This window comes from Amycolatopsis sp. lyj-90, from assembly GCF_046549035.1.
Taxonomy (GTDB): Bacteria; Actinomycetota; Actinomycetes; order Mycobacteriales; family Pseudonocardiaceae; genus Amycolatopsis.
Genome location: NZ_JAJPWP010000003.1, coordinates 116,078 through 129,045 on the forward strand (window position 1 = coordinate 116,078; position 12,968 = coordinate 129,045).

Below are 12,968 nucleotides of genomic sequence, written 5' to 3' on the forward strand. Positions count from 1 at the left end.
GAAGAGGGCCTTTCGCGTACTCATGCCTGGTTCTGGGCGTAGGCCTCCAGAGCCGCCAGCTGGGCCGGGTCGAGCGACGGCCGCACGGCCTCGGCCGCCTTCGCCAGATGCGCGGCGGTGACCTCCTTGGCCTCCAGCGACTCCCGCATCGCGGTCAGCGCCGCCTCCCGGATCAGCGCCGCGCAGTCCGCCGCCGAGTAACCGTCCAAAGTGGCCGCATAGGCCGCGAGGTCCACATCGGACGCGAGCGGGGTGTTCTTCGCGCTGGCGGCCAGGATCGCCTCACGCGCGTGCGCGTCCGGCGGCGGGACGTAGACGCGACGTTCCAGCCGTCCAGGCCGCAGCAGGGCCGGGTCGACCAGTTCCGGCCGGTTCGTCGCGCCGAGGACGACGACCTCGCGCATCGGCTCGACACCGTCCAGCTCGGTGAGCAGGGCCGCGACGACCCGGTCCGACACGCCCGAGTCCGAAGACTGGCCGCGCCGCGGGGCGAGCGCGTCGATCTCGTCGAGAAAGATCAGTGACGGCGCGGCCTCGGAGGCGCGGCGGAAGAGTTCCCGCACCGCGCGCTCGGACTCGCCGACCCATTTGTCCATCAGCTCGGCGCCCTTGACCGCGAAAACGTTCAGCGCGCCGGTGCCCGCGAGCGCGCGGACCAGGAACGTCTTGCCGCCGCCGGGCGGCCCGTAGAGGAGCACGCCGCGCGGCGGGTCGACACCGAGACGGGCGAACGAGTCCGGGTAGCGCAGCGGCCACAGCACCGCCTCGGTGAGCGACTGCTTGACGTCGGTCATGTTGCCGACGTCGTCAAGGGTGAGCCCGCCGGTGGCCAGATTGTCCGAAGTGGACATCGAGATCGGGCGGACGGTGGTCAGCGCGTCGAGCAGGTCCTGCTGGGAGATCCGCGGTTCCTCGGCGTCGCGCTGCCGCAGCGCGGCGCGGAGGGCGGCGTCACGGCGGAGGGCGATGAGGTCGGCGGCCACGAAACCGGGGGTGCGCTCGGCGATCGGGCCGACGTCGACGCCGGACTCCAGCGGGGCGTCGCGCAGGAGCACGCGCAGCAGTTCCGTGCGGGTCTTGGCGTCCGGGAGCGGCAGGCCGAGTTCGCGGTCGAGCAGGTCGGCGGCGCGCAGCCTCGGATCGGTGGACTCGGCCCGCCCGGTGGTGGCGATGACCGCGAACCCCTTGCTGCGCAAGGCCTTGCGCAGGTCGTCGAGGACGACCGTCGCGAGCGGCGGCGGCTGGGACGCGGGCAGCAGCGCGTCGATGTCGGTGATCAGCAGGACGGCGGGGTCTTCGTCGCGCGTGGCCTGCTCGATCGCCTCTCGCAGCCGCGCGGCGGCCACGTTTGGATCGAGAACGGCGATGTTCGGCGCCGCGAGCGACACCACCCGCACCTTCTCGGCCTGTGCCACGGCGCGGACCAGCGTCGCCTTCCCGACGCCTTCCGGCCCGGACAGCAGGACGCCGAGATGCGCCGACGTCCCGAGTTTGGCCAGCAGCTCCGGACGGTGGAAGGCCAGGTCGAACCATTCGGCGAGCTTGCGCGCGGCCGATTCGGATCCGGCGAGGTCCGACAGGGGAGGCACGGATTCCTCGGCCACCTCGTCGAGCTGTTCGTCTTCGACGATCTCGGCGTCGATGAAGTCCTCGTGCGGAGTCGAGGGCGTGCTGCGCACCAAGGTCGTCCCGGCGCGGGCCGGGGCGGCGGCGGGCGCGGCCTCGCCGGTGCGGGCGCCGTCACGCCAGCTGACCACAGTGGACGGTCCGACGGCGACCGGTCCCGACGGCTCGGTGGCGGTGACGGTGAGCAGCTCGTTCGTCCACGTCATGCCGATGGCGCGGGAGAGCTGGCCGCGGACCGCGGAGACGTCGGAGCCCGGCGCGGGCGCGAGATCCTGGGGGAGCAGGGAAACCGCGTCGCCGACGGTCAGCACCTTGCCGATCAGGGCGAGCCGCAGGGTGTGCGGGGAGAGCGACACGCTCGCCATCCGCGAACCCGACACGGTGACCGTCTTCGCCGCCGACACCTCCGCCGGTGCGACGACCACTTCCGAGCCCTCGGTCACGCCGAGGTTCGACATCGTGACGTCGTCGAGGAGGATCACGCCCGGGATCCCCTCCGCCTCCGACGGGGCGGCCAGCGCGGAACTGACCCGCGCGCCGGTGAGGCGGACGGCGTCCCAGGCCATCAGGCCGAGCGCGTCGAGGACTTCGGGGTGCAGCCGGACGACGCCGCGGCGGGAATCCAGGGCGGAGGGGGTGTGCCGGACGGTCAGCGTGATCTGGGGTGCGCTCACCCCGTCACCCTATCCAGGCTCAGGCCGCCCAGCCGTTGAAGTGCGCGATCCGGTCGAGTGGCGGCCGCTTGCCGGGCCGGAAGTCCCGCTGGGTCGTGTACGCGACGGCCAGCAGGGAGATTTGCGTGACGTCGGCCGGGATTCCGAGGAGGCCGGCGACGTCGGCTTCGTGCTCGGCGAGGTGATAGCCGCACATCGAGCTGCCGAGGCCCTTGGCACGCAGGGCGAGCTGGAAGCTCCAGATCGCCGGGTACGACGAGCCGTAGTAGGCGCTCTGCTCGATGTGTCCCTCCGGCGGGCGGCCGGTCAGGCAGGGGATCACCAGCGCCGGGACGCGGTCGAGGTTGTCGACGAGGTGCCGCGCCGAGGTGAAGGCGGACGGGTCGACGAGATGCTCGTAGCGCTTCATCGTGGCGATGGCGTCTTCGCGGACGATCCGCGCGATGGGGGTGCGCAGGGCGGGGTCGGTCACGACCACCCAATGCGCGGCGTCGAGGAGATTGCCCGCGGCGGGGGCCTGCTGCGCGATCCGGAGGCAGTCCTTGAGCACGTCGGTGGGCACCGGGCGCTCGAAGTCGAGTTTGCGGCGGACCGAGCGGGTGGTGGTGAGCAGGGTTTCGGCGTCCATGATTCCTCCCAGAGGTGACTTACGACGTAAGCATACGATGTAAGTACTTACGGCGTAAGTGGCTCACGGTAGATTCGGGCCATGGCGCTCAGCAGGGAGAAGGTGCTCGACGCCGCGCTGCGGCTCGCGAGCGAACACGGCCTGGCCGGGCTGTCGATGCGAAAATTGGCCGCTGAGCTGGGCGTCGAGGCGATGTCGCTGTACAACCACGTCGCGAACAAGGGTGATCTGCTCGACGGGTTGACCGCGCGGGTCTTCGAAGGTGTCCCGCTGCCCGCTCCCGGTCCTTGGGATTCGCGGCTGCGGGCGCTCACCTGCGGCCTGTACGCGGCTTTCTCGCACTACCCGGTCGTCGTGCGCGCTTTGGCGACGGATCAGGCCAACCCGCGTTCGGTGGGGGCGCTGAAGTTCATCGACGCGATGCTCGCGGCACTCCTGGACGCGGGACTGGACGAGCGCGGTGCGGCGCGGGGCTACCGATCGCTGATGGGGCTGGTGTTCGGGGCCGTGCTGACCGAATCCGTGGGGCTTTCCGGCGGCGTTTCCGAGGCGCGTGCCGAGCCTGTCGACGCGTGGTTCCAGCGACTGGTGACCGCTCGTGAGCTGCCCGCCCTGCACCGGGTGCTGCCGTCGATGCTGGAGGGCGACTGCCTGCAGGACTTCGAATTCCAGCTGGACCTGGTGATCGGCGGGCTGGCCGCTTCGGCGCGGTGAGCAAGGGACCTTTGGTGTCGCGGTGGCGCCGTGTCAGTACATGGCCGTGTCAGTACGTGAAGGCCCCCTTCCTTGCGTTAGGCGCAAGGAAGGGGGCCTTCATGTACTGAGCAATCCGGATAGAGCGACCGAGGCCAGCTCCAGGCCACTTGTCCCCAAGTTGTCCACAGGGTCACCCCGTTGTGGACAACTCCCGCTCCCGGCCCCCGTTTCCCCAGGTCCCGTCGGTCGGCCCCGATACGCTGGGCGCGGGGCCGTCCCCCTGGGACGGGCGGGGGGTGGGGGAACGCGGGGTCAGCGTTTACGGAGGCCGATTCGGCGCCACGAGCGGCGCCGGGGGCCCCGGCCGTTGTCGCGGTCCTTGTCGTTGGTGAGGGTGCGCGGAGCGCGTGCGACGTGCTGTTCGCCTCGCTGCAGCCGGACGCGCTGGGCGGCACCGGCCACCACGCGCCGCAGCGGCGGGCGCAGGCCCAGCCGCCGGCGGCTCGAGGAACGCCGGATCGCCCGCCGTTCCCGCGGCGGCGCCATCCACGCCTCCGGGTGATTGGCCAGCCAGCGCTGCCGGTACACCGAGTACGGGATGTGCGCCAGGTACAGCACCAGCGCGATCGCCAGCGCCACCAGCGGGAACTGGATGATCGCGGCGGCCAGCAGGCCCACCCCGACCAGCAGCGGCGCGATCGCCTTCGCCGGCGCCTTCACCGTCTTCAGCGAAAGCGTCGGGATCCGGCTGATCAGCAGCGCGGCCACGGCGATCGTCCACACCCACACCGTGTACTGGTGCGACCACCAGCCCTGCCCGAACTGCAGCTCCAGGATCAGCGGCAGCATCGCCAGCAGGCCACCGGCGGGCGCGGGCACACCGACGAAGAACTCGCCCGCGTACGGCGGCTGCTCGGTGTCCTCGATCAGCGTGTTGAACCGTGCCAGCCGCAGGATCATGCAGACCGCGAAGATCAGCGACGCCACCCAGCCGATCCGCTCGCCCTCGGCGTGCCAGACGTACAGCACCAGCGCGGGCGCGACACCGAACGAGATGCCGTCGGACAGTGAGTCGAGCTCCTGCCCCATTTTCGACGTCGCGTCCAGCAGCCGCGCGATCCGGCCGTCGAGGCTGTCGAGCACCGCGGCGATCCCGATCGACGCGATCGCCATCGGATAGTTGCCGATCAGCGCGAACTGCACCGACGACAGACCGGCGCACAGGGCGAGCACCGTGATGGCGTTCGGCAGCAGCCGCACGCCGGGAGTGGTCACACGGACCATGGATCAGCCTTCCGAGTGCGGCGCCGAGGGCAGCTCGGCGATCGGGGTCTCGCCGCCGATCGTGCGCTGGCCCTTCGAGACGAGGACCTTGCTGCCGGGAGGCAGGTACAGGTCGACTCGCGAGCCGAAGCGGATGATGCCGTACGTCGAGCCGACGCCGACCTTGTCGCCCTCGCGGATTTCGCAGAGGATGCGCCGCGCCACCAGCCCGGCGATCTGCACCACGACGAGCTCGTGGCCGTCTTCGGTGCGCATGAGCACGGAGTTGCGCTCGTTGTCCTCGCTCGCCTTGTCCAGGTCCGCCGACAGGAACTTCCCGGGCCGGTACGCGACCCGCTCGATCACACCCGACGCCGGGATCCGCTGGACGTGCACGTCGAACACCGACAGGAACACGCTCACCCGCATCCGCGGCTCGGCGGACAGGCCCAGCTCGGGCGGCGGCACGGCCTCTTCGATCAGCGAGACCAGACCGTCCGCCGACGCGACCGCGAGGCCGGACTGGGTGGGCGGGACGCGCTTGGGCTCACGGAAGAACGCGGCCGTGGCGGCCGTCGCGAGCGCGCCGACGACACCGAGGCGCTTGGAGAACTTCCGCAACACCAGCGTCGCGGCGAGACCGCCGAACACGAACGGCCTGCCGGCCGGGTGCATCGGCGGAACGGTCTCGCGGGCCAGCTTCACGGCGTGCGTGAGTGGGTTTCCAGTGGATTCCGGCCGGTTGCCGCTCATTGGTCGGGTTCACCGCAGTTCGTGTCGGGGGGTGGGGGCATGAAGAGCCACCACGCTACCGCCCTGTCCGGGGGCGGGCCGTGGCCTCCCCCGGAAGGGTTTCCCCGCCTCGGGTGGGAGGGACCACATCCCGGTAACGGAAGGTGGAAATACGCGATAACTCTAGGTAATTGATGCCGATCGCCGACCTTGAGGACCCGCGAATGCCCGCCAGTCCGGACCCCGCAGGCGAGCGACTCGCCGAGCTGTTCCGAGCCTGGAAGAGGGACATTTCGGCGGCGCCGATGCCTTCGCTCATCGACCCTGTCCGCGCCGTCTCGGTCATCGCCGAGGCACGCGCGTCCGGGTGCATATGCCCCCCGACGGCACATGCACCCGGACGCGGCCACTGGAACTGAGCGAACGTCCCACTCTAGTTCGGCGGAAGCCGGTGATCACCGGTCACGGGAAAACCGTTACCAACGGTCACCCGGCCGATCACCGGCGATACGAAGACCGCGAGTCGCGCCGCCCCGAGCCGCGCACCAGCCGCAGCAGGGCGAGCAGCACGATCGAGCCGAGAATGGCCACGCCGAAGCTGGGGAAGTCGAACTCGAAGGACCGCTCGGTGCCCGTCGCGAGGCGGTAGATGAAACCGCCGAGCGCCGCGCCGAGCACGCCGACCAGGATGCTGAACAGGCAGCCGCCACGCCGGTCCGGGCCGCCCACCACGACGTTGGCCAGCCACCCGGCGATGGCGCCGAACACGATCCACGAGAAGAAACCCATGCCACGAGATTACCGACGCGGATGGAGTAGCGCACAAGAAGACTTGTACAAGGGCTCTTGTGCAACTACTGTTGTGCGTTATGGCCGACCGTGAAGTGCGTGAAGTCCACGATTCGAAGGTGCTCGCCGCGATGTCCCACCCGCTGCGGCGCCGCCTGCTCGACGTCCTCCGTCTCGACGGCCCGTGCACGGCGTCCGTACTCGCCGAGCGGACCGGGCAGGCGGTCGGGAACGTCAGCCACCATCTCAAGGTGCTGGCCGCCAGCGACCTGGTCGAGGAGGCGCCGGAACTAGCCCGAGACCGGCGTGAGCGCTGGTGGCGCCGCGTCGGTTACGCGGTTTCCTGGTCGCCGTCGGACTTCCCCGACGACCCGGTCGCGGCCGCCGCCGAATCCCTCGCCCTCGAACGCCAGGTTTCCATGGCGCGCCAATGGTTCGCCGAACGCGAGACCTATCCGGAGGAGTGGCACCGAGCCGCCTTCGCCACCGACAGCTGGATGAAGCTCTCGGTCGCGGAAATGGCCGAAATCGAGGGCCGGATCCAGGCGCTGCTCCGGGAGTACAGCGACCGGGAACAGCCGGACGACGGCCAGGAACGCAGGCCGGTGTTCTTCGCCACCCGAGCCGTCCCGGCCCGGCCGTGAGCGTCCGCGAACGCGGCGGATTGCTGCGCTCCCGGGATTTCCGGCTGCTGTGGACCGGCGAGACGACCAGCGTGCTCGGCAGTTCCATCGCGGTCGTCGCGCTGCCGCTCGTCGCCGTGGTCGCCCTGCAGGCCAGCACGTTCGCGGTCGGGCTGCTGACCGCGGCCGCCTGGCTGCCGTGGCTGCTGATCGGACTGCCGGCGGGCGCCTGGGTCGACCGGCGCCCGAAACGGCCGATCATGCTGGCGTGCAACACCTTCTCCATGCTGGTGTTCCTGAGCGTCCCGATCGCCGCGTGGTTCGGACTGCTCACGATGACCCAACTGCTCGTCGTCGCGCTGGCGGGCGGAGTCGCGAAGGTGTTCTTCAACGTCGCCTACCGCGCGTACCTGCCTTCGCTGGTCGAGAAGGAAGACCTCCAGGAGGCCAACGAGAAGCTGCAGGGCAGCGAGTCCGCGGCGCAGATCGGCGGTCCCGCTTTCGCCGGTCTGCTCGCCCACGCGTTCGGCGCCGTCGCCGGGGTGCTCGCCGACGCCGTCAGTTTCGGGATCTCCGTGCTGTGCCTGCGCTCCATCCGCTACCGCGAGCCGGAGCGCCCGGCCAAGACGCGGACGCGACTGCGGGACGAGATCCGCGAGGGTCTCGACTTCGTCCTCCACGACCGGTACCTGCGGGTGTTCGCGGTCTTCGGCGCGATCTCGAACGTCGCGCTCATGGGCTACCAATCGATCGAGGTCGTGTTCCTCGTCCGGGATCTCGGCGTGGGAGTGGGTACCGCCGGAATCGTGCTCGCCCTCGCCGGCCTGGGCGGCGTCGTCGGAGCCGCGTTGTCGGGCAAACTCGCCGCGCGGATCGGCACCGCGCGGGCCTTCGTGCTCTGCGAGGCCTTCGGGGCGCTGATGATGTTGCTGGGGCCGCTCGCGCGGGACGGCTGGGGGCTCGCCTTCTTCGTCGCCGCCGGATTCTCGCTCAGCGCCGGGGTCGTCGGCTCGAACGTCCTCAACGCCACCTTCAAACAGCGCTACGTCCCGGCGGCGATGTTCGGCCGGGTCACCGCGAGCATGTCCGTGCTCAGCTTCGGCGCGATCGCGCTCGGCGGCCTGCTCGGCGGGATCCTCGGCGAGACCGCCGGCGTGCGGCAGACGCTGGGCTTGATGGCCGGGCTCGAGGTCCTCGCCGTCGCGGCCCTGCTGTTCACGCCGATCGGCCGGTGCCGCGACTTCCCCTCCGTGTCGCGTTTAGCGGGCTAAACGCGACACGGCAGAGGTCACAGCAGCAGGACGTCCACCTCGTCGCCCTGCTCGGCCGAGTCCACCTCCTCCGGCAGCACGATCAGGCAGTTGGCCTGCGTGAACGACGCCAGCAGATGCGAGCCGGGGCCGCCGCGCGGTCCGACGACCCCGGTGACCTCGCCCTCCGAATGCGTGTAGAAGCCCCGCCGGAACTGACGCCGCCCGGCGGGGGACTTCATCGCCTCGGTCAGCCGGGCCCGCACCTTCTGCCGGTCGACGCCGGAATGCCCCATCGCCGCGAGCAACGCCGGCCGCAGGAACGCCTCGAACGAGACGAGCACGCTCACCGGGTTGCCCGGCAACGTCACCACCGGCACGCCGTTCCACCGCCCGCAGCCCTGCGGCCCGCCCGGCTGCATCGCGACCTTCCGGAATTCCACGCCCTGCCCGGTCAGCGCGTCCTTCACCACTTCGTACGCCCCCGCGCTGACCCCGCCCGAAGTCACCAGAAGATCCACGTCCGCCAGCCGCGGCTCGATCACCGCGCGGAACTCGTCCACGTCGTCGACGACACTGCGCACGACCTCGGCCTCGCAGCCGAGCGCACGGATCGCGGACGCCAGCATGATGCTGTTCGATTCGTAGATCTGCCCGTGCCGCAACGGATTCGGCGCGTCGACGAGTTCGGTGCCGGTCGACACGACGAGGACCTTCAGCGGCCTCCGCACCGGAACCTCGGCGAGGCCGACAGCCGCCGCGAGACCCAGTTGCGCCGGGCCGAGCACGGTTCCGGCGGGCAGCGCCACCGTGCCCTCGACGACGTCTTCGCCGAGATGCCGGATGTGCGCGTCCGGGACGGCTGTCCTGAGAATCCGGACGTCGGTCACGCCACCGTCCGTGTGCTCGACCATCACCACCGCGTCCGCGCCGGGCGGCAGCGGGGCGCCGGTCATGATCCGGTGCGCGGTACCCGGCTCCAGCTTCCCGATGTCGACGCGGCCGGCGGGGATGTCGTCGGCGACGGGCAGTGTCACGGGAACTTCGGCGACATCCGCCGCGCGGACGGCGTAACCGTCCATCGCGGAGTTGTCGAACGGCGGTAGCGAAACCCCCGCGAGCACGTCCTCGGCCAGGACGAGCCCGGCGGCGGAGGCGAGCGGAAGGCTGATGACGGGGGCGTTCCCGAGCAGGCCGGTGACGGTCTCACGGTGGGCGTCGACGGAGATCACGCCGACCATCCTCCCGCCTCCGGGCCCGCATGCAAGACTCTGCGCGTCACAACGACCACCGGGGAGAAGAAGACATGCAGGTTCAGATCCGTCACCAGCCATCGTTCGCGGTGGCGAGGCTCATGCTCGCGCCGGGTGAACCGGCGCAGGTCGAGTCGGGCGCGATGATGGCGACGAGCTACGGCGTGCAGGTCCAGTCACAGGCGCAGGGCGGCATCATGAAGGGCCTCGGCCGCGCCTTCCTCTCCGGCGAGTCCTTCTTCATCTCCACCTACACCGCCCCGCAGAACGGCGGCTGGGTCGACGTCGCCGCGAACCTGCCGGGCGACATGCAGATCATCAACCTCGACGGCCGCACCGGCTGGTGCGTCACCCGCGGCTCGTGGCTCGCGTCCTCCCACGGCGTGCAGACCGAGACCAAATGGGGCGGGCTCAAAAACCTCGTCGGCGGCGAAGGCGGCTTCCTGACCCACGCGACGGGACAGGGCCCGCTGGTCGTGGCCTGCTACGGCGCGCTGGAGACGGTCACCCTCCAGCAGGGCGAGGTGATCACCATCGACACCGGGCACGTCGTCGCGTTCGCCGACACCGTGCAGTACCAGATCCGCAAGGTCGCCACCGGCGTCATCCAGTCGATGAAGAGCGGCGAAGGCCTCGTCTTCGACTTCGCCGGGCCTGGCCAGCTGCTCACCCAGACCCGTAACCCGTCGGCGCTGTCCGCCTGGGTGATCGCCCAGGTCCCCGCCCGCTGAGCGCATGCGCGTCCAGACCAGGCACACCCCCAACTTCGGGGTCGCCCGCATCCTGCTGTCCCCCGGCGAGGCCGTCCAGGCCGCCGGGGACACCATGCTGGCCAGCAGTTTCGGCATCACCGAAACCGTTCCCGCGCGCGGCGGTTCCCGGGCGGGCAAGGCCGCCCCGTCGGTGTTCAACGCGCCGGAGGGCGGCGGCTGGATCGACTTCGCGCCGCTGACCGCCGGCGACGTCTACCCGCTGGAGTTCACCGGCGGCTCGGGCTGGTGCGTGAGCCGGGACGCGATCCTCGCCCGGCCGGCGACCATCAGGCAGGACCCCGGCTGGGCGCCGCTGCAGAAGCTCTTCGGGGCCGATTCCGGTTTCCTGGAGCACTACAGCGGAAGCGGTCCGCTCGTGCTGGCCGCGCAGGGCCCGGTCGACGCCTTCGAACTCACCGCGGGCGAACTCGTCACCGTGCGGCCGGACTTCCTGCTGGCCTATCCGGACACCGTGCAGTGCCGTCTCCGCGCCGTCGACCAGGCGGGTCCGCAGTCGGTCCGCACCGGCGAGGGGCTCGCGCTGGACTTCGCAGGACCAGGACGCGTCCTTGTGCAAGCGCGCAATAGGCGGCTTTCTCGCGGGTGACCTTGGGACGAATCGACCATTGCCGAAGCCGGTAATTCGGGTAGCGTGAACTGCACTCGAAACCGCCGTCCGGGGCAGAGAAGGCCGGCGGGCCCCGTGCTGAGGGAGTGCGCAGTGGCAGTCGGCACCGTCAAATGGTTCAACTGGGAAAAGGGCTACGGATTCATCGAATCCACCGAAGGGCCCGACGTCTTCGTCCACTACTCGGCCATTCAGGCCGACGGATTCCGGACGCTCGACGAGGGTGACCGCGTGGAATTCGAAGTCCAGTCCGGCCGTGACGGGCGGAGTCAAGCGGCGGACGTGCGCAAGGTTTAGCGCCGGGTTCAGGCGACCCGCGGCAGCCGCCGGAACTGGCGCGTTAGGCTGCGCTGCGTGACAGGCGATGAGTCGGGGGACCTGACCGGTCGCCGGCTGGGCAACTACCGCATCGACGGTGTGCTCGGCAAGGGCGGCATGAGCGTGACCTACAAGGCCACGGACGTGCGGCTCGGACGCAAGGTGGCACTGAAGGTCATCGGTGATCACCTGGGGGCCGACGCCGAGTTCCGCGAGCGCTTCGTCGACGAGGCGCGGAACACGTCCGCGATCGACCATGCCAACGTCGTGCCCTTGTACGACTTCGGCGAGCTCGAAGGCATGCTCTACATCGCCATGCGGATGGTCGACGGCGGGGACCTCGCCGGGCTGATCTCCGGCGGCCCGATCGCGCCCGCCCGCACGCTCACCATGCTCGACCAGGTCGCCGACGCGCTCGACACCCTGCACAACCGGGGTCTCGTACACCTCGACGTCAAACCGGCCAACGTCCTGGTCACCAGCAAGGAGACCTCGCGCGAGCACGTCTACGTCGCCGACTTCGGCCTGACCCGCCGCGGCGCCACCGGACACCGCACCCGCGGCGGCGACTTCCTCGGTTCGCCCACCTACGCCGCGCCCGAGCACCTGCGCGGCGAGCCGCTCGACGGCCGCACCGACCAGTACGCCCTCACCTGCGTCCTCTACGCCTGCCTGACCGGCAGCCCGCCCTTCAAGGGCGACGTGCAGACGGTCATCAAGGGGCACCTGAACGGCGAGCCCCCGGCCATCTCGCGGATCGTCGGCGTGCCCGCCGGGATCGACGAGGTCGTCCGGAAGGGAATGGCGAAGAATCCCGCCGATCGCTACCCGAACTGTGTTGAGATGATCGCGGCCGCCAGGCGCGCCCTCGGTCCGCTCGCGGCGTCGAACGAGCCCCCGGGCCCGCCAGGGCAGGTGGCGGCCGCGACCGTCCAGCAGGCGGTACCGCAACGGCAGAACACGCCGCCACAGGGAGAGGGGGGCCCCGTGCACCCGTACGGAGGACAGCAGCCCGGCTACGGCCAGCAGGGACCGGGACCGCAGGGACCCCCGCCGCAGGGCCCGCCGCCCGGGTACGGCCCGCCGCAGCAGCAGGGCGGCTACCAGCAGCCCGGTGGTTTCCAGCAGGGCCCGCCCCCGGGTTACGGCCCCCCGCCGCAGCAAGGCGGTTTCCAGCAGGGCGGCTACCAGCAAGGTCCGCCGCCCGGTTACGGCCCGCCGCCGCAGCAGGGCGGTTTCCAGCAGCAGCCCAAGAAGGGCGGCGGCGCCAAGTGGATCTGGATCATCGTCGGCGTCCTCGTGGTCGCGGGCGCGATCGTCGCGGCGATCCTCGTCTTCGGTGATTCGAGCAGTGGCAACGGCCCGCAGACCACCGCGCCGAACATCCCGGTCGGCCCCGGCGACTCGCAGTCGCAGTCCCCGGAGTCGTCGGCGAAGGCTCCGCCGACGTCGATCTCCATCAAGCCGGGCAACTGACACAGCACCACGCTGACCTGCGGTTCTTGCACTCGACCCTGGAGAGTGCTAAACACGGCATTGGCACTCGACGCCGTCGAGTGCCAGGCAGGCGGTCACCGACCGCTCGCCTGAAGGTCGGGACGGTGAGGCCGCACCCTTGAGTGGGTGGGTCGTCCGTCGCGGGCACCGAGCCTGGCCGAGGAAGAGTCCTGCCGCCGCGCTTCTGTGACATTCGAGGCAGAGCGTGCGGCGGCGCCCAATACCGGAGGACCACACCG

Annotated in this window: 13 protein-coding genes; 7 read left to right on the forward strand and 6 right to left on the reverse strand. The window is 70.7% G+C overall.

Translation table 11 applies throughout. The annotated features are described in order from the left end of the window. Nucleotides 1-20 precede the first annotated feature (20 nt). The gene (locus ACLJPX_RS11960) at nucleotides 21-2,300 is read right to left on the reverse strand and encodes an AAA family ATPase (RefSeq protein WP_101610934.1); all 2,280 of its coding nucleotides are present in this window, start codon (nucleotides 2,298-2,300) and stop codon (nucleotides 21-23) included. Between the two features lie 19 nt (nucleotides 2,301-2,319). After that, nucleotides 2,320-2,928: a nitroreductase family protein gene (locus tag ACLJPX_RS11965; RefSeq protein WP_410600135.1), complete on the reverse strand. Its 609-nt coding sequence runs from the start codon at nucleotides 2,926-2,928 to the stop codon at nucleotides 2,320-2,322. An 81-nt stretch (nucleotides 2,929-3,009) separates the two neighbouring features. Between ACLJPX_RS11965 and ACLJPX_RS11970 the strand changes: the two genes are divergently transcribed. Further along, complete coding sequence (locus tag ACLJPX_RS11970) at nucleotides 3,010-3,642, forward strand: TetR/AcrR family transcriptional regulator C-terminal domain-containing protein (protein WP_410600136.1); 633 nt, start codon at nucleotides 3,010-3,012, stop codon at nucleotides 3,640-3,642. Between the two features lie 294 nt (nucleotides 3,643-3,936). Here ACLJPX_RS11970 and pssA read toward each other — a convergent pair whose 3' ends face one another. The 3 genes from pssA to ACLJPX_RS11985 all read right to left on the reverse strand — a co-directional run bounded on the left by pssA (nucleotide 3,937) and on the right by ACLJPX_RS11985 (nucleotide 6,408). Beyond that, complete coding sequence (pssA, locus tag ACLJPX_RS11975) at nucleotides 3,937-4,908, reverse strand: CDP-diacylglycerol--serine O-phosphatidyltransferase (RefSeq protein WP_101610931.1); 972 nt, start codon at nucleotides 4,906-4,908, stop codon at nucleotides 3,937-3,939. 3 nt (nucleotides 4,909-4,911) lie between these two features. Continuing rightward, on the reverse strand, nucleotides 4,912-5,640 hold the full coding sequence (locus tag ACLJPX_RS11980; protein ID WP_410600137.1) for a phosphatidylserine decarboxylase: 729 nt from the start codon (nucleotides 5,638-5,640) through the stop codon (nucleotides 4,912-4,914). 477 nt (nucleotides 5,641-6,117) lie between these two features. Further along, nucleotides 6,118-6,408: a GlsB/YeaQ/YmgE family stress response membrane protein gene (locus tag ACLJPX_RS11985; RefSeq protein WP_410600138.1), complete on the reverse strand. Its 291-nt coding sequence runs from the start codon at nucleotides 6,406-6,408 to the stop codon at nucleotides 6,118-6,120. Nucleotides 6,409-6,488: 80 nt separating this feature from the next. Between ACLJPX_RS11985 and ACLJPX_RS11990 the strand changes: the two genes are divergently transcribed. Beyond that, nucleotides 6,489-7,052: an ArsR/SmtB family transcription factor gene (locus ACLJPX_RS11990; protein ID WP_410600139.1), complete on the forward strand. Its 564-nt coding sequence runs from the start codon at nucleotides 6,489-6,491 to the stop codon at nucleotides 7,050-7,052. Beyond that, on the forward strand, nucleotides 7,049-8,302 hold the full coding sequence (locus tag ACLJPX_RS11995) for an MFS transporter (protein WP_410600140.1): 1,254 nt from the start codon (nucleotides 7,049-7,051) through the stop codon (nucleotides 8,300-8,302). The genes ACLJPX_RS11990 and ACLJPX_RS11995 overlap by 4 nt, the downstream gene beginning before the upstream one ends. Before the next feature lie 17 nt (nucleotides 8,303-8,319). On the opposite strand, the gene glp is transcribed toward ACLJPX_RS11995, so the two are convergent. Beyond that, a complete protein-coding gene (gene glp, locus ACLJPX_RS12000; RefSeq protein ID WP_410600141.1) occupies nucleotides 8,320-9,513 on the reverse strand; it encodes a gephyrin-like molybdotransferase Glp in 1,194 nt (397 codons plus the stop codon). 74 nt (nucleotides 9,514-9,587) lie between these two features. Between glp and ACLJPX_RS12005 the strand changes: the two genes are divergently transcribed. The 4 genes from ACLJPX_RS12005 to ACLJPX_RS12020 all read left to right on the forward strand — a co-directional run bounded on the left by ACLJPX_RS12005 (nucleotide 9,588) and on the right by ACLJPX_RS12020 (nucleotide 12,708). Beyond that, complete coding sequence (locus tag ACLJPX_RS12005; RefSeq protein WP_007033418.1) at nucleotides 9,588-10,265, forward strand: TIGR00266 family protein; 678 nt, start codon at nucleotides 9,588-9,590, stop codon at nucleotides 10,263-10,265. A 4-nt stretch (nucleotides 10,266-10,269) separates the two neighbouring features. Continuing rightward, nucleotides 10,270-10,893, forward strand: coding sequence for an AIM24 family protein (locus ACLJPX_RS12010; protein WP_410600142.1), 624 nt, complete (start codon nucleotides 10,270-10,272; stop codon nucleotides 10,891-10,893). Nucleotides 10,894-11,007: 114 nt separating this feature from the next. Continuing rightward, on the forward strand, nucleotides 11,008-11,211 hold the full coding sequence (locus ACLJPX_RS12015; protein WP_410600143.1) for a cold-shock protein: 204 nt from the start codon (nucleotides 11,008-11,010) through the stop codon (nucleotides 11,209-11,211). Between the two features lie 57 nt (nucleotides 11,212-11,268). Continuing rightward, nucleotides 11,269-12,708: a serine/threonine-protein kinase gene (locus ACLJPX_RS12020; RefSeq protein WP_410600144.1), complete on the forward strand. Its 1,440-nt coding sequence runs from the start codon at nucleotides 11,269-11,271 to the stop codon at nucleotides 12,706-12,708. The last annotated feature ends 260 nt before the right edge of the window (nucleotides 12,709-12,968 follow it).